Below are 23,427 nucleotides of genomic sequence, written 5' to 3'. Positions count from 1 at the left end.
TTCAATGATTGAAATTTCAGTAAGCTGGCAACCCTGCCGCTAACAGTTTCCCGCGGGTTTCCGACCCCGTACCCTCCGAATAACCCCAGGGTCCCCGGCGGTTTCAGGCTGGCCCGCCGCCATTCGACGGGACGTCGCACACGCCAAGCCGCTTCGCAGCCCAGCGTTCGTACAAGCCGATGGCAACATCCGCGCCCGCCATCGCGGTGAGGCAGCCCAACGCCCCCGCCGTCCACAGCGACATGCCGGCCGCGATCATCAACATCATCGCCGTCACCCCGCAAACAATGCAGGCACCCGACCGAAGCGCGAGTCTGCGCAACAACGCCCAGCCCCGCGCCCCATCCTTGTCTGCTCGCCACATCTCCCCCGATACGCCACCGACCAGAGCCAGGACGATCACTAACCAGATCGGCATTTCTGCCAGTGCTTGTTGCTCGCTTGTCATCGCCTACCCCATGAACGCAAAAACCCGGCGCAATGGCCGGGTTTGGTGGTGTGGTGCCTGCCGCTCTCTGCGGTCGCACCTATCGAAGATGACTACTTTTTACAGGTCGATTCCGGTGGCAGCAACCCTGTTTTAATGCCACCCGGTGAATAAGTGGGTAACGCAGGGTGAACGCCTAGCGAATGTCGGCGAATACACCACCCCGGCATTCTGTTGTTGCTGTGGTGTCCCATACGTCCCACTTTTCGGAATCGAAGTGGGACGCCTGAGAGCGCCTAAATTCGGGGCCTCGCCCCACTGTCCTACTTATCTTTCTACTTTCTCGTGTAAAGGAAGAAATTTAAAGAACACGCGTTCGCGCGTAAGCGCGCACTGCTTGTCCACTACGCTCACACGGGCGGGAGGCACGACTAGGCGGGACGGTGGGACAACCCAACAACGACAAGGCCCGCACCTGTCCCACTGCAACAAAACGCAGCGAGACAAGACGTGCCAGTGGGACAACAACAGCCGGACGAATGCCTGGGGTCACGCAGCCAGCCCCATCATCACGCCGAAGATCTGCAGATGCGCATCATGCAAACGCTGGTAGTACGTGTCCCGACCACAACCGCAATGGGCATACCGCAAACGCATATCCACATCGAGCGTGCAGTAATGTTCCCGCACCACCGTCACCAGCTCCGGCGCTAGATGCTTGTTCACGATCAGCTCAATATCCAATGAGCTTTCCATAGGCGCACGGAACGCACGTCGCCCCCGGATCAGTTGCCCATTACTCTCCATCATCATGGCAACCATATTCCCCCCAGCCAGCCCCCCTTTCGAATGTTCCGAATGCAGCTCCTGTGCCCACAACCTCAGCAGCGAATCGATCTCCTTAATCAAAGCAAGGCTCCTCGAACGCTTCCCGTTGCAACGCCGAAGCACCGCCCCACCCTGTCGGTTTCTTGTAAGCCCAAGGCCGCTGACCGCTTTTCGCCAGCGCAGGCAACCGCACCCGCCGCCAACCCAACCGATGCATGATCGCACCCACCCGCATCTGCTCAGGCTTGCCCCAATGCCCGAAGTCCAACTTCAACGCACTGGTCAGCACATCACTGCCGGTGGTGGTCTCGCCGATCTGCGACTCTTCCAGCCAGCTTAGAATCGGCCCTTCCCACTCATCCACCACAAAGCGCTCGTCCTGCTCCTCGCAGAACATAGCCGCCTCATCCAGCGTCACCCACCAGAGATCGCCTGCGTCGTAACAGAACACCGCCTCGGCCCACAGCTGATCGCGCATCGAGCGCAACAACTCCAGATCCACTTTGGTACACGCGACGGGCCAGTAGCGCCGGTTGCCAGTGGCATCCTTCAGGTACTCGTCTTGGTTGGTCGTACCCACGAAAACACACTGGCGTGGCACGTCCATCGTTCTGCGGCCGTAGCTCTCGCGGTAAGTGTCGGTGGACGCCGAAAAGAACTGCTTGGCCTTCGTACTCTCGGCCTTGTTGAAACTGTCCAGCTCCCCCAGTTCAACGATCCACTTGCCCCGGATCGCCTGAAAGCCGTCCTTGTCGCCCAGCGCAAAAGGCGTGTCCATGAACCACTCGCCGCCGAGAATGCTCATCGCCGTCGACTTACCCGCTCCCTGCGCACCTTCCAAAATCATCACCGAGTCAGCCTTGCAGCCGGGCTTCATCACCCGCGCCACGGCCGACAACATCCAGCGCTTGCCGACCTTCGACGAGTAGTCGGTCGCCGTCACGCCCATCACTTCCGTAAGCCAATTGTCGAGGCGCGGCACGCGATCCCAGTCCAGCTTGCGAAGGTACTGCCGCACCGGATGAAACGCATGGTCATGCGCAACCACACTTACCGCCTCGATCACATGTGAAGCCTTTACCCGTAAGTTGTACTGCTGCGCGAGCCACTTCATCACCCGCATATCGTCAATGTCCGCCCAATCGCCAGTGCCGCCGCCATAGGGCGCCGCACGGAGCTTCACAATCTTCGAACTGAAGGCGCTGTAGCTGATCACACCAGCCCAACGCTCATCGTTAGCCAGGATCAACTCGACGTTCTGCATATGCGCGATCAACGCACCGCTTTCGCTACGGGCGAGCATGTCCTTCCAGCCGCCAGCGGCCGGCGGCTTGACCACCGCCAACACCTGCCGGCGCACCGTCTCCAAACCTTCCGCGACATGCAGATCGTTGAAGTCGGTCCACTTGACTTCCCGCTCACCGGAAAAGATCGGCGCAACCACCTGGCCACCGACAATCAGCGCCGCGTTGTTGGCTTTCTCTTCACCGGGATTCCACGCATCGCCATTCGGCTTAGTGGTCTTCCAGTCATCGTCCCGGCAGATGATCAGCGGGCAACCGGCGAAACGCTCGCGCATGGCCTTGCAAACCACCAACAAGTTGCCCGCATCAAACGCAACGGCCACGGTCAGTGACGTGGCCATATGCAGACTTGCGCCGGTGGCGTATCCCTCACATACCAGCACCGGCTCCCCGGGATCCGGATGCGGACCGATCAAGTGAAAGGCGCCCTCCTTCGACATGCCGTAAGGCCAATAGGACTTGTCCCGGCCGGTGTCTTCTTGGTTGCTCGGAAACACCACCTGCAGGCCGACAATCTCGTCGCGCACATTGCTCATCGGCACCAAGAAAGCGCCGGTGCGCGGCGCATAACGAACGCCAAAGCCGACAATCTGCTTTCGGTCCAGATAGTCGCTACGGCCCTTCTCCGGCATGCGTTTAAACATACCCGCTGCACGCTTCGCCGCACGACGTGCCGCGTTGGCCGAGATCTCTGCCGCGCGGCGTTTGGCCTCTTCCTGTCGAGTGCGCATGACCTCCCGCTCCTCCGGCGACATCCGCCCGGCCTTGACCTTGATCTTCTGCGACTCGCCAGAACGCCAGTCACCGAAAGCACCGAAGATCAGCGTCTCGCCTTTCTCGGTGCGTTGCTCGTGAACGACATACCAACCGTTCTTTTCCTTGCCCTTGTCTTGCGTCGTTTTGCAGCGGGTCAGCTTGCCGAACACCAATGGCTGCGCAGGCTCTAGACCGTAATCTGCGAATTGCCCCATTACCTCATCGAGCATGGCGTGCCCCTTTCAATTCCGCGAGCGAAAGGCAGTCCACGCATTGCGTACAGCCGGGCTGCGCCAAACGGCGGGCCTCCGGGATCGGGCCATCACAGGACTCACAGAACAGAAACGAATGCGCCGCCAAAGCGGGCTTGGCGGCGAGGAGACGAGCAGCCAGCGCCTGATCAATGCGCTCCTGCACCAAGTCATTAGCAAAGTCCACGATATCAACCACGATCAGTACCCCGCGTCGTTTGATTGACGTAGGTAGCGCGGTTGAACAAACCCAACAGCCCCTGAATCCCACGGAACACCTGCAGGCGAATCGCGGCCAGTTCCTCATCGGACACAACCCCGTCGCCAATGCTCTTGGCCCAGGTATCCGCCAGATCCGCCACTTGCCGGAAGTACTCGGCAATCCCGGTGGTCAGCGTCTCGGGCATGTCATTGGTGTACGCCTCAGCCAACTCCTGCCAAGTCGTGTCGCCGACCAAGGCATGCACGGCATCCAGAATGCGGCGATCCTTGGTCAGCTCCAGAATCTCGCCGAACTCTTGAATATTCACAGTGTGGCTGGGGTGGGTTGGGGACAGCTTGTGCTGCAGCGTGGTCGCATTTCGGCCGGTGGTGACGGCAATGGCGGCGGCGCCGCCGGGGTAGTCCCGAGCGGCATGGTAAAGCGCGAGATCGAGCGGCAAAACTTCCCGCTGCGCCCGCTCAACAGAACTCAGAGCGATACGACTCATGGCATTAATCCTTGTAAGTTGCCAGTGCCGCGCGACATGCAGTGGTGATACATTTGCCGCGTGGCTTGAAAGGGCCCAAACGCCGGCTAGATCTTAGGGATCGACACCGGCACCGTGCCGGGGCGAGCAATCCGTTACTCACCCCTAGCGCAACAGCTGCCTAATCTGTGGTGGAAAAGGCAGCAACACCAAGGCTTCCGAGCCTTGGAAAAGCGCGATAAAGAGCGGTGGTTGCATGTGGTGTGCCCGCCTATCTCTATCGCGGCCCGACAGCGCTGTGGTGGTGCGTGCCGGGAGGAACTGGGCGACCTTTGGGTCGCCTTTTTTCTTACTACGCTGCAGCTTTTTGAGGAGCCGAAGCGTTCAGCAGCCAAGCTACTTGGAACGCGTTTCCTTTCTGCTTTGCAGCTGTCGCCAGCAGCTCGGCGTATTTGGTTTCACCTGTGTAATCCGTTCGCGGCAGGCATGCAGCCTGACGCCATTTGTTCAACGCCTGATAGCTTCTATTGCATACCTTCGCGGCGGCCCCGATGCCGCCTACGGCTTCAAACGCGAATGCAATAGCGCTCGGAAAATCTGCGGGGTCCAGCATGACAATCTCCACTTATCAACTTCCAGTTGATGTTATAGATCAACTGACTATTGCGCAACCTTTGTGAGACTCTCAACTCATGGTTGATAAAAATTCTCTCCGCGCAGCTTTTAGCGAGCGACTACACGAAGCACTCGACGATGCCGGCGTACGCAGCCGAGGTCGCGGAGTGGATATCCATCGAAAGTTGAAAACATTGGGGATCGTTAGGACAACGCAGGCAATCAGCAAGTGGCTTAATGGCGAAGCAATGGCTGAAGCCGACACCATGGCTGCGCTTTGTTCTTGGTTGAACGTGAGAAGGGAATGGTTGGAATATGGGGTATTGCCTAAAGAACGAGCGGGAGAGTATACCCCTCGAATTTTCAGTGCCGGTGATGGGAGCAATGTCACTAACATTACTGAGCGCTTTGGAAAAGTACCTCTTATCTCTTGGGTTCAAGCTGGTGCCTGGTGTGAAGCTATCTTAAATTTTGAGTCTTACGATGCAGACTCATGGCTTTCCTGCCCCGTCGCAATCAGTAGCCACGGTTACGCGCTGAGAGTACTGGGCGACTCAATGACAAATCCCGGACCTGGCCGCAGCTATCCTGCAGGATGCATTATTTTCGTTGATCCAGAGGCGGAAACTAAAACTGGGGATCGTGTTATTGCTCGCCTACCAAGAACAAATGAGGCGACTTTTAAGGTCTTGGTTGAAGACGCCGGCCGCCAGTTTTTACGGCCAATCAATCCTCAGTATCCGATTATTGAAATCTCCGAAGAAACACATATCTGCGGAAAAGTTGTCGGGGCATTCATGCCTGAATGACCCGCACACCGAGGTTATTCTACACCATAAAGATCCTTAACCCTTTTGGCGTTCAGAGCGCTCTCACCGGCAACTTTCCTTAAGGCTTCATACACAGTCCCAAGAAAATCGTCATACTCTTGCTTCTGGGCACCTGTACCGTTGTAATTTTTAAAAAGAAAGAGACCATTTTGTATCTTCCTGTACAGATCCTCAGGATTAGTCTTCATCCAACTATAAAAGTCTTCAACCGTGCGTTTCTTCAGAAATGAATAATCCTCATCATCCCAAAATCTTTTAGATGCCATACGGTAAGTAACTTCGTCAATATCCTTAACCCGCACTTCAATAGCTACAGTCTGGAACGCCTCTTTCAACCTTTCATTTCGAATATCAAAAGAACTACCGTACCACCCTGACTTTATATCCTCTGCATGTTCAGCTATGAATCTCTCTACAACATCATCAACATCCTGACCAACATCCTCTAAAAAATCTAAGGCCGTAAGAAAATCTCCAAATCGATTTTTTGGAGAACCTTGTTCCAGAAAAGTTTTCAGAGCTCCAGTGATTACATTCAAATCATCCCCGAATGAGTTCTTGTATAAATCCCAAGTACTATTCCATTCAGAAGATAAGCGACGCACGTGATGATCTGCTTCGAGCTTTTTTATACATTCAAGAAGCTTTGATTTATCAGGATAACCCTGCTCCAGGTATTTTATTATTGGCCCTATGAATATTGAATCAACTAGCCTTAAATCGCTAGCCGTCGCAACAAAATCCCTGAATTCTTGAGTATCGCCCTCAGATTTCGACTGTAGTAATGAGGCCCATGACCCACCTGCCATACGCGCCTTGATTTCGTGGCAAGACGGATGAGTTCCTACTGAAAAATAAGCCCACGCTAATACTGCAGCATGAACATTAAATTCGTGAACTACTGTAGAGCTCGCAGCATTAAAAAAATCTGAGTGATGCGCATATAACTGTTTTATTTTTTTTATGACTCTTACGTTGACAATATCAAAAGCTCTTACAACCTCTCTAGCCGCCTCCCAACCAAAATCTCTTTCACTAAAAACATGATCTAAATTATTCTGCCACGTCGGCCTGTAAAGAAGTTCAACGTCTACTACTTTCTCACGATAAGACTCAAACTGCTTTAAGTCGTCAGCCTCATCGAAAGACTTTTCATTAAAGATGAGCACCACTTTGCAATTTTTTCTTTTGGCCAATTCATCAACTAGCCCCATAAGGTCTTTTATCTTTAGACCCTTCCCCTTTCTTTCAATATCATCAAAACAGACAATATATTTCGATATAAATGCATTTCCGAACTTATCAATCAAACTAGATATCTTATTAAGATAAGGTAAATCCTTCGCCATTCCCAGATTCTTCCGAGCCCAACCAGCGCCTTTCTTAACAGCTTCCTTGACTTTTGAGGACTGGGAACCAGCCAAATCCATTAGATAAGAGGATACACTATTATTCTGGAGCGCAACCGCATCAGCATATTCATCAATTTCTTCATCAGAAGCTAACTTTACGGCGCAAGAAAAAATTTCACTTTGTATTTGTTCAATAGAATTCTTGCCAAAAAGGGATACATAGCTATATGCAATTTGGGTGAACAGCTTAGCCTCTTTTCTATCTTTGAAATATGAGTCCCAAAAATGCGTCTTACCTACCCCCCATTCTCCCTTTATGACAACGACGTTTGAATCATTTAAAAAAAAATGATCTAGCGACTGATTCAAGTGTTCCATACTTATCTCTCAACGTTAGGTTTAAGAAAGATACTGAAACGCCACTACAAAGTCTATGTGTCATCATCGTACAAAATCAACCAACAGTTGACAATTGACAACCATCGATTGATATTTACCTCCTCTTCCACCACAGAGCGAGGCAAAACCATGCACACCACAGCAACCCTGCACGTCCACCCCGCCGCTGCCAACCCCTTGCAAATCTTTGAGATCCGGCGCCTAGCCCGCGAGTACGGATGCGCGTTCGCCATCAGCAAACCGAAGCTGACAGTGCGCACCACTCCTGCCCCAGTCAATCCGAATGGCGGAGGGCATGCAGTATGATCAAATACAAAATCGACAACCGCACCCTCCAGCTGCTCAATGCCCAGGTCAACCTGACCGAAACCTTCAACCACGTACTTCGGACAGCGCCCAAGCGTGAGTGCCTTGCGTTTCGCCTCAAGGTTGAACGTGGCATCTCAGAAAGCACCTTCGTCGTGGAGCTGGGCAGCGAACGCCACACGCTGACCCTGTCGAACGATAAGAAGATGCATCTCAAGCTGGCAGACTTCATCGAAGAGATCGCCAACGGCCCGTTCGATGCGAGTAATACCAGCGACCTGCTGCATCAACCACACGCCAGCCGCGAATATGGCCGCTTTGAGGTATCGGATAAGCAGCGGGTTTTCGAGCTGGTGCGCACCGGCGGCGTGCTTAACCTCGACATGGGTTTCGACTACCCGCTAATTGTCGCGCTGCACCGCACTCAATCTCGATCAGGTGTCACCACCATCCTGAGCATCGGTAACAAAAGCCCGCACACCCGTTGCTTCACCGTGTACGGCAGCGAAGTCGAGATCTTCGGCAAAGTCAGCGAGTCCATCAACCACCTTGCAGCAGTGGCAACACCAGCTGCGCACGCGGCATGAGGGGCACACCATGGAACGCACCCTCGCCCAAGCCGCAACCCACCTCGGTCTGACTCGGCCGAAGCTCATCGCACGCATGCGTGAAAAAGGTCTGCTTAACGAGCGGAACCTACCGGCCTATCCCAACCGTGATCGCGACTTCCTGCGAATCAAGGACGGCCAGTGGTACCACGATCAGCTCGGCATGCAGTACAGCCAGTCGACCAAGGTGAAACAACCTGGCATCCGCTGGCTAGCGGAACAGTTGGGTATCGATCTGCCTGCAATCCCGGCAGACAACCGTGACGTGGCCTAGGGAATACGCCCGCCAGATCATTGCCATGCGGACACTAGAGGAGCGCAACGCCGCGCTCCTCGAAGTGCCCGAACATCTGCGCGAGCTCACCCAACGGCACTGCCTGAATGCCTGGAACCACCCATCCAGAAAACAACGCAAGGAGGCCCAACAAAGCCATGAGTAACACAGCACAAAACCCGCTGCGCCTGCACCCGGCACCGGAGTCAGCCACCGTCGAATTGCTTTACCGCATCTTCGGCGACGTCCTAATCCCGCTTGACAAAGTGCGCGAGCAGTACTTCCGAAATCTCAACGAGCAATCGTTCGTGGCCGAGATCAGCAGCGGCCGCATCCAGCTCCCCATCACAACGCTGGACACCAGCCGAAAGGCACCGAAGTACGCACACATCCGACACGTCGCCTCACTGATAGACATCCGCGCCTACAAGGCCGACGAAGACATGCAGCGACGTCAGGACGACACCAACGAGTAACAACCACAAACAGAGCGGCTGCCACCACCGGCCGATGATCACCAGGAGCACACCACATGACCGCAATTCAGATCTGCGCACTCATCTTCCTGATCGCCTTCGCCGCCCTCCTCGTCTGGGCCGGCTACAAAATGGGCCACAGCGACGGCAAGTCCGTCGGCATTAAAGAAGGCGACGAAATCCAACGCGCCGAAAGTGCCAAGACCATCCGCGAATTGAGAGCGTCCCTCGATTTCATCAAGGCTGACCACACGCGTTTGACGCAATTCAGCAAACGTCTCCAGCAAGCATCGGCATTCGGCGAACTCGAACGCCAGACCCTACTCGATATCGCCGAGAAGCTCCGCATCGCCGCCGAGACCTTCGCCGCCTTCCGCACAGGCAAAAAACTCGAACGCGAAACCCGCGCAATGCATGACCAGGCCCTCGCCCTCGCCGCCCTTTTGGAACCAGCGAAACAGGGGGACGCAGCATGACCACGATCGACACCCAACCGAACAGCCACCACAACCCGGCTCACGCCTCATCGACGCCGGAAGCACCAACGCGTTATCGAACCTCAGAGGAAAGCGGCATGCAAAAGGCCCAGCACAGCACCCGACCTGCGACCGCTTTGCTCTGCACAGAAGCAAGCGTCGACACACTGGAAACAAACAGTCTCTGCTGCGCAGCAGCAGGCATTATTTATCCTTCCAGCAGCACCACCGAAGCCCTTATACCCCACGAAAAGCTGCGCGAGGCAGAAACTCCCAATGCCACGCTAAACGCTCAACATCGCCCGCCCGCGCAGCCTGCTGTGGGGTATACGCACCCCGACAGCAACTTTGAAAGCCCATCACAAGCAGCCGTCGAAGAGACGCAGATCGACGCGCGCGCTGAGTTCGAGAAAGAGTTCCCAGTCCCCGAAGGCCTGCAGTACTGCGCCCAGCGAGGCACGTACATCACCGCACCTGGTGCGAAGACATCCGACTCGTTCGCCCGTGAGCATTACGCATACCGGGCTGGATTCGCGGCGTGGAAGCGTAGAGCGTGGAAGCACGCTGTACTCGTTGGTCAGCAAACCAAAGGAGTCCACCCGTGATCGAGCGGACATTCCAACACTTCCACATGTGCTGCGGCCACGGGAGTGGCGCCGATCCAACGCTGACTGCTCAGAAACAACTGTCCGTGCAGCTCGGTAAAAACCACTCCCATTTTGTAGATGCTACTGAGGCATCGCTCCCCACCTATCACCTGGACAAAATTCCAGAAGACAAGATGGCCGAACTCGTCGGGACTAGTCGCCGGGCGTTACAAGGAAAACGCGCAAGAGGCGTCATCCCCAAAGGTGTCTGGAACACCATCGATAGCCGCATTTACTACAGCCTAAGGAGATATGAAGCATGGCTCGAGAGCCAATGGGATTGCCCACCGGAGTTGAATTTGCTGGACAGTCCGTCCGCATTCGCTTCACCTGGAACGGGCAACGCCGTTGCGAAACCCTCCCCTATCCCCAAACGCCGAAGGGGATTAAGGCTGCCGCCGACCTACGCGCTAACGTAACCAGCCTGATCAAGCACGGCGTGCTGGATGATCAGCGCTACGCCGAACTGTTCCCAAACTCCACCTATGCCAACTACTCGGCGACTCCCCGTTTCGGGGAGTACGCCCAAGAGTGGCTCAACAGTCGCGAGATCGTGGCCGGGACACGCAAGAACTACCTTGGCTCGCTCAATCTGTACTGGATGCCCTATCTGGCGATGCTACCCATGGACAGCATCACGTCGGTGATGCTGCGCAAGGTAGTAGCCAATACAGAATGGCCGACGCCGGGTGTAAAGCGCGCGGCGATTCAGCGCCTGACCACGGTGTTCGGTTCCGCAGTAAAAGATGGCCTGATCAACCGTAACCCGGTGGAGTCCATCGAACTGCCGGTAAAGGCCAAAAAGCCCATCGATCCATTCACGGTTGGCGAGGCCAACCAGATCATTGATCACCTATATAAAACGCTGACCCATTCGATGCGGATCTACGCAGCCTACTTCGAGTTCGCCTTCTACACCGGCATGCGCCCCAGCGAAATCGCGGCGCTGCGCTGGGAAGAAGTCGACAAGGAAAAGCGACTGGTGAACGTGTGTCGGATAGTCGCGGATTACAAGATCGAGGAGCGAACCAAAACCCGCAACGGACGCCAGGTCATGCTCAACAGCCGAGCACTGCACGCCATCGAGCAGGCCGAACTGTTGGCGAAGCAACGTGCTTTGCCAAGCCGGCGCAAACGCACCGAATCGACCTATGTGTTCCCGCCCACCAAGAACTTCGAGTTCATACAACAATCGAGCGTGACCGACAAACACTTCCAGGCTGCGCTGACTGAATTGGCCATTCGCGCCCGCCGGCAATACAACTGCCGACACACATACGCTACCATGTGCCTCATGGCGGGTATGAACCCTGCGTTTATTGCCACTCAGCTCGGTCATAGCGTTCAGATGTTGCTATCGACATACGCCCGATGGATTAACTCCAGCACCGACTGGGGTGAGCTCGGGAAGCTTGAAAACAGCTTGATTGGTACAAAATTGGTACAGGCAGAAACAGTACCCCTCTGAAACCCTTATGGAATCAGCCCCTGTGACACTGGAACAGAACTACACCGCGATTCTCGGCCAACTGGGCGAGGACGTGTCCCGCGAGGGCCTGCTCGACACGCCAAAGCGTGCCGCCAAAGCCATGCAGTACCTCTGCCGCGGTTATGCACAGACGCTCGAAGAGGTCACCAATGGTGCCCTGTTCAGCTCCGACAACAGCGAAATGGTGCTGGTCAAGGACATCGAGCTGTATTCGTTGTGCGAACACCACTTGCTGCCGTTCATCGGCAAGGCGCATGTCGCCTATATCCCGAGCGGCAAAGTGCTGGGCCTGTCGAAGGTTGCGCGGATCGTCGATATGTACGCGCGCCGCCTGCAGATTCAGGAAAACCTCAGCCGCCAGATCGCCGATGCGGTGCAGCAAGTCACCGGCGCGCTGGGCGTGGCCGTGGTGATCGAAGCCAAGCACATGTGCATGATGATGCGCGGCGTCGAAAAGCAGAATTCGTCGATGATCACTTCGGTGATGCTCGGTGAATTCCGTGAAAACGCGGCAACCCGTAGCGAATTCCTCAGCCTCATCAAGTAATTCGCAACAGAAAAGAGCCGGCGTTGATCGCCGGTTTTTTTTCGCCCGTGAAAAATCGGGTAAGCTGCGCGCCTTCTTCATTTGCACCGTGAGGCTTTCAACGTGTTCGTCAAAGCGCTTCGTGTCGGCCTCGGCCAACTGGTTATCTTCATCGACTTCATCACCCGCCCGGGCAAGACAAAACGCCCCGCTGCTGCTCAGGCGCAAGTCGACGCTGCCGCGAAGGACCTGACGCTGTATCAATTTCACGCCTGCCCGTTCTGCGTGAAAACCCGCCGCGCTCTGCATCGCCTGAATGTGCCGGTGGCGCTGAAAGACGCGAAGAACAACGAGCAGGATCGCCAGACCCTGCTGGAACAGGGTGGCCGAATCAAAGTGCCTTGCCTGCGAATTGAAGAGAACGGGCAGACAACCTGGATGTATGAATCCAAGGTGATTATTGATTATTTGGATAAGCGGTTTGCTGCAGTCTGACATTGATGTGCTGTGGCTGATGGCGCCATCGCTGGCAAGCCAGCTCCCACATTGATCTCAGGTTGTAGACAAGAATTGTGGGAGCTGGCTTGCCAGCGATGAGGCCCGTCAAATCATCACAAAACTCAGACAATGATAAACCGGCCCTCCAGCCGGTTTATTGCTTATCAGGCCGCCCTCTCCATCTGCGCCCGCCGCACCACCGCCGCCAACCGCTTCAACCCCTCATCCAGCCGCGCCGGATCGATGTGGCTGAAATTCAGGCGCAAATGCCCATGATGCTTGTCCGGCTCGGGAAAGTACGGCTCACCGGGCATGAATGCCACATCATTGGCCAACGCCTCATTGAGCAAGGTGCGCGTATCCAGCGGTTGCTTCAGCGTCAGCCAGAAGAACAGTCCGCCTTGCGGCATGTCCCAGTCAGCCAGATCGGCAAAATGGCTTTCCAGCCCCAATTGAAACGCATCTCGCCGCAGCCGATAGAAATCCCGCAACTCACTTAAATGCTGTTGATACTTTTCCGAGCCGATCCATTGCAGCGCCTGCCACTGACCGATGCGATTGGTGTGTAGATCCGCCGATTGCTTGAGCTTGAGCAGGTGCGGGAACAGATCCGCACTGGCAATCAGGTAACCGACACGTAAACCCGGAAGCAGGGTTTTCGAGACGGTGCCGGTGTAGATCCAGCTGGCTTTTTTCAGGCGCGCCGCAATCGGTTTTGCGCTGCCACCATCGAAAGTCAGTTCGCGGTATGGCTCGTCTTCGATGAGAGTGACGCCGAATTCATCGAGCAATGCCGCGACCGCTGCGCGCTTGGCCTCGCTGTAGCGCACGGCGGAAGGATTCTGGAAAGTCGGGATCAGGTAGATAAACGCAGGGCGATGCTGCTCTAAACGATTACGCAATTGCGCCAGATTTGGACCGTCGGCTTCCTGCGCCACAGTCAGGCAATCGGCGCCGAACAGCTGGAAGATTTGCAGCGCGGCCAGATAAGTCGGCGCCTCCAACAGAATTTCCGTGCCCTTGTCGATATACAGTTTTGCCGCCAGATCCAGAGTTTGCTGGGAACCACTGACCACCAGCACCTGACTCGCCTCGCACGCAAGGCCCAGCGCCCTCGCCTGTGCCGCCAGCGCCTCGCGCAAGGCCGGCTCGCCTTCGCTCATGCCGTACTGCCCCAGCGACAGCGGCATCTCGTCCCACTCCACCTTCGGCAACATCGCCTCAGCGGGCAAGCCGCCGGCGAACGACATGACCTCCGGACGCTGGGCGGCGGCGAGGATTTCTCGGATCAAAGAACTTTTAAGGCGCGAGACACGTTCGGAAAAAGCCATGGAGGTCACCGTAGCAAGGCATGCAGGAAATGAGTCAAACTTGTTGACTGAAATTACGACAGCTTGAGCGAGTACGTCAACATGCTTGACCTTAAGAACCCCTCCACTCAGCAACAGGCCATGGAAGCGTTTTTCTTCGGCTATCAGGCGTTCACTGCCAAGGCTGATGAAATGCTCGAGCGTCGCGGCCTCTCGCGGGTGCATCAGCGCATCGTGTTTTTCATCGCGCGCTATCCGAACCTCAGCGTAAAAGAGTTGCTGGCCCTGCTGGGCGTGAGCAAACAAGCGTTGAACATGCCCCTGCGCCAGTTGCAGGAAATGCACCTGGTCGACAGCGTCGCTTCGCAGACGGACAAGCGTAAGCGCCTGCTTGAGCTGACGGCGGAAGGCGCGAAGTTCGAGCAAGCGCTGCGCCGTGAGCAGGTGAAATTGCTCGAGCGGGTATTTGCCGAGGCTGGGGAAGCGGCGGTGAATGGGTGGTTGGCGGTGAATCTGGCGCTTGGGGGGAATCAGCTGCAACTCGATTGACAGGACCGCCCTCTTCGCGAGCAGGCTCGCTCCCACATTGGAACGCATTCTCCTGTGTGAGCGAGCCTGCTCGCGTAGCCATCCTGATAGCCATATATCCCTATCGGCAAAAAAATCGCCGACAAAACAAAAAACAATATTTGCTTTATTTGTACACAAAAGCATAATCCACTGCGTGCGAGTTCCTGACTATACGGTCAACAAATTCGCGTATGCCTCAAAGGGCCGCTGCCACCCCTCATGGGTCCGGCCCTGGAAATAACAATAAAACTCTTGAGGAGTACTCGCTGTGGAAAGCCGCAAATCCGAAGCACCGCCGCTCGAGCTCACGCCGCCATTACGCAATGGCCTGCTGGAGCGTCTGTTCAAACTCAGCTTGCATGGCACCACGGTGAAGACCGAGCTGATTGCCGGTCTGACAACCTTCATCACCATGGCTTACATCATTTTCGTCAACCCGAACATCATGGCCGACGCAGGCATCGATCACGGTGCGGCCTTCGTCGCCACCTGCATCGCCGCTGCGCTCGGTTGCCTGTTGATGGGGCTCTATGCCAATTGGCCGGTCGGCCTGGCGCCGGGCATGGGCCTCAATGCTTTCTTCACCTACACCGTGGTCGGCACCATGGGCTACAACTGGGAAACCGCCCTCGGCGCGGTGTTCGTCTCGGGCGTGCTGTTCATGTTCCTGACCTTTTCGCGGATCCGCGAGTGGCTGCTCAACAGTATCCCGGTCAGCCTGCGGTTCGCGATGGGCGCCGGTGTCGGTCTGTTTCTGGGCCTGATCGGTCTGAATACGGCCGGTATCGTCGTCGACAGCCCGGCGACGCTGATCAAGCTGGGTTCGCTGCGTGAACCTGGCCCGCTGCTCGCTGCGATCTGCTTCCTGATGATCGCGATCCTCAGTTACCACCGCGTGTTCGGTGCGATCCTGATCAGCATCATCACCGTCACCCTCGCCGGCTGGGGCCTGGGTCTGGTGCACTACGAGGGCATCATGTCCGCGCCGCCGAGCCTGGCACCGACCTGGATGGCAATGAACGTCGCCGGCGTGTTCAACGTCAGCATGATCAGCGTGGTGCTCGCGTTCCTCTTCGTGCACATGTTCGACACCGCCGGTACGCTGATGGGCGTGGCCCAGCGCGCCAACCTTGTCGCCGCTGACGGTCGCATCGAGAATCTTTCCCGAGCCATGAAGGCTGACAGCGCATCCAGCGTATTTGGCGCCGTGGTGGGGGTTCCACCCGTGACAAGTTACGTGGAAAGTGCCGCTGGCGTAGCCGCTGGTGGTCGGACTGGTCTTACCGCCGTCACCGTGGGTGTGCTATTTATAGCGGCCATGTTTTTCGCACCGCTGGCTGGCATGATTCCCGCTTATGCCACGGCAGGTGCACTGATCTACGTGGCGATGCTGATGATGGGCGGTATGGCCCACATCGAATGGGACGAAGCGACCGACGCCATTCCGGCGATCGTCACGGCGATCATGATGCCGCTGACCTTTTCGGTCGCCGACGGCATCGCCCTGGGCTTCATCACTTACGTCGCGTTGAAGGCCGGCACCGGCAAGTACAAGGAAATTTCCGTCAGCCTGTGGGTGCTCTGCGCGATCTTCATCGCCAAGTTCATCTTCCTGTAAACGCTGCGCGGTTCAGGCTTCAAACCAGCCTCACCCTCACCGGTGGGGCTTTTGCACATCCCGATAACAACAAAGGAGCAATACGATGAGTCTGGAAACCTGGCTGCTGTTCAGTGGCGCTGCGCTGGTGGTGATCCTGATCCCGGGACCGCTGTCATTGCTGATGATCAGCAACAGTCTGAATTACGGTTTGCGCCGGTCGTACCCCGCATTCCTGGGTGGCGTGATCGCCTCGATCTGCCTGCTCAGCGCGTCGGCACTTGGCCTCGGCGCATTGCTAATGGCTTCGGAGCAGTTGTTCAGCGCACTGAAAATAGTCGGTGCGCTGTACCTGTTCTACCTCGCCTGGCAGAGCTGGCAGCAGTCGCGGCAGCCATCGACGGGCGCCGAAGTACCTGAGGCTGCACCGGTGCCGCGCTTTCGCACATTGTTCGGACGCGCCTTTGTACTGGGTGCGAGCAATCCGAAGGACATCCTGTTTTTCGCCGCGTTTCTGCCGCAGTTCCTCCGCGCTGAGCAACCTTTTCTGCCGCAATTGCTGATCATGATCGCGACCTGGGTAGTGCTCGATCTGTGCTGCAAGCTGGCCTATGGCCTGGGCGCCCATGGCGCCGCACGTTATCTGCGCAGCGGCAAGGGCCAGAGTTGGTTCAATCGGGTCAGTGCCGGACTATTTGGTGGTGCTGGCGCCGCGTCGTTGCTTGGCAGCCACTGAAAAGCGCCACTATTGATCATCCTGCCGGAACGGACCTCGGGCGGGATGATGTGTTGTTTTGAATCAATTCAACTCGAACAACATTCAATCTTTGATATGCAATAGATAGCAACAACCCCCCGATATACAGCTCTGGAAAAGCCAACGTAATATTCTTCGCCTTAACGACAATTGCCGGAACAAGGAAGTTCTAATGGCCACACTGATAAGCGAAGCAACAGCACAAACCGACCCTTCAATACATGCGGACCTGCAACCTGTTTCCGATACCGTAATAATCATGGATCTGGGCTATGAAGCCAACGAATACAAGCCCTCAACCATCGATCAGAGCCGAACTAACGAAAAATCGAGTCAGTTGCAAATGGTGGACGAAGTTTTCGGCCCTTTCGAAATTGGCGACATTTCGATTACCCGTACTGCACTCGACGGATTAGGCGCGACCATTGATGGTCATCCGTTGAATGGCGAGAACAGTTTCTTTCGCCGCCCCAAACGCTCTTTTATCAATAGCCTGCAGTTCGACGCCAATAAAGTTGAACACTACCTGAAAACTTCAACGGGCAGCGATAGCTACTTGTTGCCCACGCTCCTGTTTGAAATGGCCAGCCAGCGCCCGCTCACCGCTCCCCGGCTCTTGAGGGAGAGTGCTGCAGATACTGTATCCGGCAATTACCGCGACAAACTTGTCAAACTTCTGAGTGCCGCACAGTCGCTTGATCTGCAACACGTGCACGTCCCCAAACATCATCCCCGCTGGGCCGCATTGACCAAAAGTTACGCGACGCTGGGCTCCAGCGTGGGCATCCAGGGCTTCGGCATCTTTATGGGAATTCGCGGCGTTGTCGATGCGATCAAAGCCGAAAACACTGCTGAAATAGCGATAAACAGCGCAGGCATTGTATCGGAGCTGGGCTCCATCGCGGCCGATGTCGCGGTGAGCAAGATAGCCACGCAGATGCTCACAGCCGGGCAAAGTGCTTATCGGGACTTCGCCAAAACCCGCTTTGCACTCAGATTGGGTCGATCGGGAGGGTTGGTCGGCGGCATGCTGACGCTGCCCTTCGACATCTTTACCGCCGTGAGGTCGATGAACGCCGCTCAGAATGCCACCGGCAAAGAAGCGATGGATCATTACGTCAGCGCTGGCCTGAGCATTACCAGTGCAGCCATGACTGTCATCCTCGGGTCCGCCGCGATGGCCGGGTTCTCGTTTGCCGGCCCTGTCGGACTTGCAGCCGGCGCGATCCTCGCCATTGGCTCACAGGTCTACGGTGCGGTGCGTATCGTTGACGATATAGATGACTACATTGAATTGACTGTCGATGAACGGTGGCGTAGCGGTTGGTTTTCGTTCTGCATGATGGAGGTCGATCAAAGCGTTCAAAACCGCTATATCAAGGCAAAGACGCTGTTGCAGCACTCTCTGCAACTGAAAAAGTCCGCCAGAACGCTGCTCGATGGCCCCTTGAAAGAGACCACCGAAGCCATCGTCAACGGCAAGTTCGATGTGCGTCTGAAACCAACGCGGGTCTGGAAACGAAACTGGTGGACCAAACAGGATGCGTGGGAATCGGTCAATGTCCCTGAAGTGGTAGGCACCGATGACATCATTGATGCACGCGCAGGGGTTACAAAAGATACACCCGGCGCGGAGTTGGGGGTCGCCGCAGAGGGCAAGAACGTTCTCTGGTTCATCAGCGAGGGCAACGACTCGATCAAAGGGGTAGAAAAAAAACCCAACACCTTCCATTACAAGTCAGGAAAAAAACAACTTTCGGGCGGCGAAGAAAATGACCAGTTCCTGTTTGAGAACGCAGCGGACTTCCTTGAAAGGGGTCGCCATGTCGCAGATCATTCGACGCTGAGCGGCGGCGCAGGAAATGACACACTGGTACTCGGCGGCAGCTACTCCTCCCGTAATACCAACAGAACTGGCTATGACGTAGATCTGCTGGCTGGAACATTGCAGATCATCACGAGCGATGTCGATGCCGACAATAACCGGATATTTATCCTGCACAGTTTGCTGGACAGCATCGAAAACGTTGAGACAGTCCATCGCGCGGCAAGCGTGGTAACGGGCTCCGCGCAAAACAACATCATCAAATCCCGGGGCTGCGACAGCATTGAAGCTGGCGCTGGGGACGACCAGATATTTCTCTCCCACGAAAAAGCAAAAGCGTCGGGAGGCGCCGGCACCGATCAATATTACATTGCGCATGTGGCTGGCCGTTTTTCCATTGTCGATGATGGTGAACAGACCAGCTACATCGTCATGAACTGGCGCAAGGAGTTGATTGAATCCTTTGATATCGAGGGTAACGACCTGGTCATCCGCTCAGGTTTCGAAACGTCTGACCACCTCAAAAACGTGTTGACCATTCATGACGCTTATACGAACACCGAACACACTAGAAAGTTGAGCAACAAAAACCTGGTTTTCGTAACCAGCGATGATTTCCATTTCAGACTTGATCTGCCAGACACAATCCCGGACGGCAGCACCGTAGAAATATCGGAAATCTTCCTCAAACGTGGCAAACCAGTAAACCCGATCATTATTTATGCAGCGGAATGCTGGATCCGCCACCGTAAACCCGCTGCCTATTACGTCCCGAGAACCGGCAAGACAACCACTTTTTACGCAGTTTTACGTTCTGATGTCATTACCCGGATATATCTGGATTTCCGCAGCGATGAGCTGACAAAAGCGGAGGCGCATTTTTTCTCGGACAAACCCAAGCCATATCACCTGACTGTTGGTTGCCATCTCGTCTATCACTTCGGCGCGAAAAGCATCAAGCTCAATTATTACTCCGCTGCGCGTAACGAAGACGATCACGACAATATTACGAAGATCCTGCGCACCATGGCTGTTCGTCCGTTCAGCCGTTACGTATTGATTTTCAAGGACGGTGTCGTTGCAGATGCCGAGCTTACAGCGCAAACCGAAATCGCACCTGCCTTTACGGATTTCACGGTATCGCGGGATTGGGTGACCCAGATGAAACTGCCGCTCGAGGTCCGCTCTCAGCGTTACTTTCACAATCTGGCTGAAAAAGCAGCTGAACCGATGGGCCGTACAAGAGTTTGCGCAACGCCGATTCGACTGGCCGTGCAAACCGACATGGACAACTACGAAGGAGAGGGTTCGAGTTATCTCATCCACGTACTCCCGGACATGACCATCAAACTCTCGACTCCCGGCGCACTTGCCGATGCCAAAGTTCGCCTGCCCTATTCATCCACTTGGGAACTTGATGCAACGCAGCTCGGCAAGGTCGAAATAAGGCTGGAAGAAAACCGGCTCTCCATCGGCACCACCACTTTTTATCTGCCGGTCTATGGAAGCGAAGATCTGATAGATCAAATCCGCGTTATTACCACCGGTGGAGTTGTGCACACGGTCGATCTGGTCTTTGATCGCATTTATCTGGATGGGCTTGATGCACGTTTTTTCGAAGAGCCAGACGCCTCAAAAGCGCTCCCGCCATATCTTGCCGCATTGGCCAACGACGAAGTCAAAGTCTGGAACGTTATCTGCGTCAACGACGAAACCGCACGCGTGGGCTACAACCTGGCCGCCCATGGCTGGGTATTGCGTGCCGACAAATCCCGCATCGAAAAGTCTGCGTTAAGAGTAGTGAATCGCTGCAGTCACCAGACCAACATTTTCCGCCCTGTTTCGCTGATGAAAGTGCCTCCCGCGTAATTCGCGGTAACCCGTCAACAAACACCCTTTTTTATCAGCGTACTGTCTACGCGGCACCCGCACGCGTCTGCGCGCTCCTTTTCCGAGTATTTCCCATGGCCAAATCACCCAAAAAAATCCCGACCATAAAATCGCCCGATTCGCCCGATGCCACACATCCCGGATCACCGCCCCTCGTCAAAAATGTGGGCCTGGACATGCCTGACGCCCTGCTCCTGGGCATCGATTCGCCGGCGATCAGCCAAGCGCCAGCCACCTCTGCCGCAGCCAACGCAGTGCCCACGGTCAGCCTTCATGCCTTGCCAGATGCAGCGCATGATTTCAGCGCCACTCGGAACGCAATCGCCTGGCCGCAAGAGCGTTTCCACGAATTAGTGCCGGTGACGCAAAACGATGGCTTGTTCACTGGACCGGATCAGCGCACCTACGCTCAAATCGCCAATGAAGGCCAGTTTGTCGTCGAGCAGGACGGGCAAGGCAACTACCATGTGCCACTGACCTTCGCGCCCGGCGTGCCCGGCCTGCCTCTGACGCGAACCGAGGGTCAGGCGATCTGGCAAATCCAGCGGCCCGCGAGGCCCTCCAACCGGCCTGCGTCCTCCACGCCACACTTGCCCTCATACATCTCGCCGGCCGACGCCATGACGTTGACCAAGCCGGAAATGGCGACAGAAGGCCTTCGTTACAACAGACTCAGGCAGACCTTCGTAACCACGGTAGACGGCACCGTCATGGTGCGCAAAAACCAGGACGGTGAATATCAACAAGCGTTTGCCTCAACGACCAATGCACCCGACGTTTTCTTCGAGCAAATCCCCGGCACCGTGTTCTGGCGGCGAAAAACACCCGGGACGAAGCCATCAGGTACCAAGCCCGAAGCCAGCCAGTCCGACAACGCAGTACCCGGCCCGAGCAAGCGTCCACGACTTGCCGAGGCCACAGAAACGCTAACCGCGTCGAAAGCCACGACTCCGCCTGAGGAGCTGACCCCGTATTTCTGGCTTCCGTGGGGGCACCTGAACAAACCTGTGCACATCGAATCGGTACAGCTTGGCTGGCTGCATTATCCAATCGTCCCTGTCGGCTCGAACACGACACCCAAAGTGTATTTCGTATGTCATCCCGAGTTTGTCCCGACAGATTTCAATACTTTCGAAAGCATGCTGATAAACATGCCCGAGCGACAGCCGGTAGCGACTTTTCGCATCGGCAGTGATCCGGGTGAGGTCCATCCGGGCAAACGCTTTTTTGAAGAGCCGATATCAACGTCCGTCGCTCGCGCGTTCCCCGATTTCTCTGAAGCAACAGCAAGGGCCGTCGCCCGCAGGTTGTTCGAACTCGCTGATCACTCCGAGACGATTACCGGCACCGGATTGATCAATGTCCAGGCCGTTCTGCATCAGTGGAAACAACTGCCGTTTTCCACAGCTCCCGATTTTGCCGACCCGCTGAACATGCTGGCCGTTGCGCCGGACATCGACCTGGGAAGCAAACGGCTTATTCCGATGCCTTCCCAGACCGACAGCGAATTGCAACGCCTGAGCTTCGATCCGCAGCATTTCCCCTCTGCCTGGAATCATTACAAGACCTATCCCTCGGATCTGAATCTGCGGCGATTGCTCGGCGCGTTGCTGGTCGGCTGTGGTTACGAGCTGTTTCCACTGACTTATGAGCACAGAATGCCGACGCTGGTCTTCAAACGAGCCGGTCACGATCAGATCTTCTTTTTGAAACTGGGAGCGATCAGTCAGGCCGGCCTGACTCATGTGCCTGGCAACGAACTGGCGGAACCGGGCTTGCCCGCCAGAATCGGTCAGGACGCCTTCAAGGCACTGACCGATGCAGCCGCGCAGAACAAAGTGGTATGGCTGATCGGGGGCGTATTGAAGGTCGCGTCCACGCCAGATTCGGTATTCATTATCCGCGAGCGCTGAGCCGCTACCCGCCTGCACCGGCAGATGAGCTGTAAACAGGCATAAAAAAAGCCCGCAGTGTGAGCGGGCGAAAGACCAAAGAAGCTATATGCGCAGTCGCTTCCCGGTGGGCAGCTGCTTGGGGGTCAGCTGCCCCGATACGTGGAATAGCTGTAAGGCGAAATCAGCAGGGGCACGTGATAGTGCTCCTGCTCGGCGGAGATGCCGAAACGCAGCACCACCACGTCCAGGAAGGCCGGCTCGGGCAGTTGCACGCCCCGGGCGCGGTAGTAATCGCCGGCATGGAACTGCACCTGATAAACCCCGGTGCGGTAATCATCGCCTTGCAGCAACGGCGCATCGACCCGGCCATCGCTGTTGGTTGTCGCACTGGCGACCAATTCCAGGTGCGAACCTTCAACGCGGTACAGCTCGACCTTGATCGAACTGCCCGGGCAACCGTGTGCAGCGTCCAAAACGTGTGTTGTCAAACGTCCCATTGATTCTGCGCGCCCGGCCGCAACAAGCGGTCAGACCTCGCGCCTCCCGAAGTCAGTTGAAAAGGAGACCGCACCGATTCGGAGCACGAAACGCTGCGGCGAGCGATTGATTAAGACACTTTTCAAAAAAATTGTACACAATAAAAACGACATTTTTCACATCACCCCCGCCATTCGGGGGTTTCCTCGTGTTCTGCCAGCAACACGCCTATTCATTGAACCTCCTATCCATTAGCTGACTGGTCAGGCAGGTTTCTTGCAGGCTTACGCCAATAGCAGCAAAAGATGACAGTCGGTGAAAAATGCGAAAATTCAGGCTTACAAATTGCGAATAA

The 23,427-nt window shown here is 55.9% G+C and carries 23 protein-coding genes; 14 read left to right on the top strand and 9 right to left on the bottom strand.

Annotated elements, in window-relative coordinates:
* Positions 1–103: 103 nt before the first annotated feature.
* From NF676_RS09035 to NF676_RS09010, 6 genes are all read right to left on the bottom strand, one after another.
* Positions 104–448: a phage holin family protein gene (locus NF676_RS09035; protein WP_252887561.1), complete on the bottom strand. Its 345-nt coding sequence runs from the start codon at positions 446–448 to the stop codon at positions 104–106.
* A gap of 528 nt (positions 449–976) precedes the next feature.
* Entirely contained in the window at positions 977–1,336 is a 360-nt protein-coding gene (locus NF676_RS09030) for a PA0613 family protein (RefSeq protein ID WP_252887560.1), read from the bottom strand.
* Positions 1,329–3,545 (bottom strand): VapE domain-containing protein, encoded by a 2,217-nt coding sequence (locus tag NF676_RS09025; RefSeq protein WP_252887559.1) that lies wholly within the window; start codon positions 3,543–3,545, stop codon positions 1,329–1,331. Before NF676_RS09025 ends, NF676_RS09030 begins: the two co-directional genes overlap by 8 nt.
* A complete protein-coding gene (locus tag NF676_RS09020) occupies positions 3,535–3,765 on the bottom strand; it encodes a TraR/DksA family transcriptional regulator (RefSeq protein ID WP_186633594.1) in 231 nt (76 codons plus the stop codon). The genes NF676_RS09025 and NF676_RS09020 overlap by 11 nt, the downstream gene beginning before the upstream one ends.
* Positions 3,758–4,276, bottom strand: coding sequence for a phage regulatory CII family protein (locus NF676_RS09015; protein ID WP_252887558.1), 519 nt, complete (start codon positions 4,274–4,276; stop codon positions 3,758–3,760). Before NF676_RS09015 ends, NF676_RS09020 begins: the two co-directional genes overlap by 8 nt.
* Before the next feature lie 331 nt (positions 4,277–4,607).
* Entirely contained in the window at positions 4,608–4,868 is a 261-nt protein-coding gene (locus NF676_RS09010) for a hypothetical protein (RefSeq protein WP_252887557.1), read from the bottom strand.
* 79 nt (positions 4,869–4,947) lie between these two features.
* On the opposite strand from NF676_RS09010, the gene NF676_RS09005 reads away from it, so the two are divergent.
* Positions 4,948–5,679 (top strand): LexA family protein, encoded by a 732-nt coding sequence (locus NF676_RS09005; protein WP_252887556.1) that lies wholly within the window; start codon positions 4,948–4,950, stop codon positions 5,677–5,679.
* 14 nt (positions 5,680–5,693) lie between these two features.
* Here NF676_RS09005 and NF676_RS09000 read toward each other — a convergent pair whose 3' ends face one another.
* On the bottom strand, positions 5,694–7,430 hold the full coding sequence (locus tag NF676_RS09000) for a P-loop NTPase fold protein (RefSeq protein ID WP_252887555.1): 1,737 nt from the start codon (positions 7,428–7,430) through the stop codon (positions 5,694–5,696).
* A gap of 323 nt (positions 7,431–7,753) precedes the next feature.
* Here NF676_RS09000 and NF676_RS08995 point away from each other — a divergent pair, with 323 nt between their 5' ends.
* The 8 genes from NF676_RS08995 (at position 7,754) to NF676_RS08960 (ending at position 12,748) form a co-directional block, all read left to right on the top strand.
* Complete coding sequence (locus NF676_RS08995) at positions 7,754–8,344, top strand: hypothetical protein (protein WP_252887554.1); 591 nt, start codon at positions 7,754–7,756, stop codon at positions 8,342–8,344.
* Between the two features lie 10 nt (positions 8,345–8,354).
* Entirely contained in the window at positions 8,355–8,639 is a 285-nt protein-coding gene (locus tag NF676_RS08990; protein WP_252887553.1) for a phage antirepressor KilAC domain-containing protein, read from the top strand.
* 158 nt (positions 8,640–8,797) lie between these two features.
* Positions 8,798–9,115: a pyocin activator PrtN family protein gene (locus NF676_RS08985; protein ID WP_252887552.1), complete on the top strand. Its 318-nt coding sequence runs from the start codon at positions 8,798–8,800 to the stop codon at positions 9,113–9,115.
* A gap of 56 nt (positions 9,116–9,171) precedes the next feature.
* Positions 9,172–9,591: a hypothetical protein gene (locus NF676_RS08980; RefSeq protein ID WP_252887551.1), complete on the top strand. Its 420-nt coding sequence runs from the start codon at positions 9,172–9,174 to the stop codon at positions 9,589–9,591.
* Positions 9,588–10,196, top strand: coding sequence for a hypothetical protein (locus NF676_RS08975; RefSeq protein ID WP_252887550.1), 609 nt, complete (start codon positions 9,588–9,590; stop codon positions 10,194–10,196). Before NF676_RS08980 ends, NF676_RS08975 begins: the two co-directional genes overlap by 4 nt.
* A gap of 301 nt (positions 10,197–10,497) precedes the next feature.
* Positions 10,498–11,706: a tyrosine-type recombinase/integrase gene (locus NF676_RS08970; protein ID WP_252887549.1), complete on the top strand. Its 1,209-nt coding sequence runs from the start codon at positions 10,498–10,500 to the stop codon at positions 11,704–11,706.
* A 22-nt stretch (positions 11,707–11,728) separates the two neighbouring features.
* Positions 11,729–12,274 carry a GTP cyclohydrolase I FolE gene (gene folE, locus NF676_RS08965; RefSeq protein WP_205970537.1) on the top strand — a complete coding sequence of 182 codons (546 nt, stop codon included), beginning with the start codon at positions 11,729–11,731 and terminating at the stop codon, positions 12,272–12,274.
* Positions 12,275–12,376: 102 nt separating this feature from the next.
* Positions 12,377–12,748 (top strand): glutathione S-transferase N-terminal domain-containing protein, encoded by a 372-nt coding sequence (locus NF676_RS08960; RefSeq protein WP_041479340.1) that lies wholly within the window; start codon positions 12,377–12,379, stop codon positions 12,746–12,748.
* A gap of 167 nt (positions 12,749–12,915) precedes the next feature.
* Here NF676_RS08960 and NF676_RS08955 read toward each other — a convergent pair whose 3' ends face one another.
* A complete protein-coding gene (locus tag NF676_RS08955; protein WP_252887548.1) occupies positions 12,916–14,082 on the bottom strand; it encodes an aminotransferase-like domain-containing protein in 1,167 nt (388 codons plus the stop codon).
* 81 nt (positions 14,083–14,163) lie between these two features.
* Here NF676_RS08955 and NF676_RS08950 point away from each other — a divergent pair, with 81 nt between their 5' ends.
* From NF676_RS08950 to NF676_RS08930, 5 genes are all read left to right on the top strand, one after another.
* Positions 14,164–14,610 carry a MarR family winged helix-turn-helix transcriptional regulator gene (locus tag NF676_RS08950; RefSeq protein ID WP_056786765.1) on the top strand — a complete coding sequence of 149 codons (447 nt, stop codon included), beginning with the start codon at positions 14,164–14,166 and terminating at the stop codon, positions 14,608–14,610.
* Between the two features lie 289 nt (positions 14,611–14,899).
* Complete coding sequence (locus tag NF676_RS08945; protein ID WP_252887547.1) at positions 14,900–16,249, top strand: NCS2 family permease; 1,350 nt, start codon at positions 14,900–14,902, stop codon at positions 16,247–16,249.
* Between the two features lie 85 nt (positions 16,250–16,334).
* A complete protein-coding gene (locus NF676_RS08940; RefSeq protein ID WP_041479336.1) occupies positions 16,335–16,964 on the top strand; it encodes a LysE family translocator in 630 nt (209 codons plus the stop codon).
* Positions 16,965–17,157: 193 nt separating this feature from the next.
* Positions 17,158–20,679, top strand: a complete 3,522-nt coding sequence (locus NF676_RS08935; protein WP_252887546.1) for a calcium-binding protein — start codon at positions 17,158–17,160, stop codon at positions 20,677–20,679.
* Between the two features lie 95 nt (positions 20,680–20,774).
* Positions 20,775–22,613 carry a hypothetical protein gene (locus NF676_RS08930; RefSeq protein WP_252887545.1) on the top strand — a complete coding sequence of 613 codons (1,839 nt, stop codon included), beginning with the start codon at positions 20,775–20,777 and terminating at the stop codon, positions 22,611–22,613.
* Positions 22,614–22,738: 125 nt separating this feature from the next.
* Here the strand turns inward: NF676_RS08930 and uraH are convergent, their stop codons facing one another.
* Positions 22,739–23,092 carry a hydroxyisourate hydrolase gene (gene uraH / locus NF676_RS08925; protein WP_041479332.1) on the bottom strand — a complete coding sequence of 118 codons (354 nt, stop codon included), beginning with the start codon at positions 23,090–23,092 and terminating at the stop codon, positions 22,739–22,741.
* Between the last annotated feature and the right edge of the window lie 335 nt (positions 23,093–23,427).

The organism is Pseudomonas siliginis (genome assembly GCF_024072275.1).
Taxonomy (GTDB): domain Bacteria; phylum Pseudomonadota; class Gammaproteobacteria; order Pseudomonadales; family Pseudomonadaceae; genus Aquipseudomonas; species Aquipseudomonas siliginis.
This window is presented reverse-complemented; position numbering and strand designations above follow the sequence as displayed.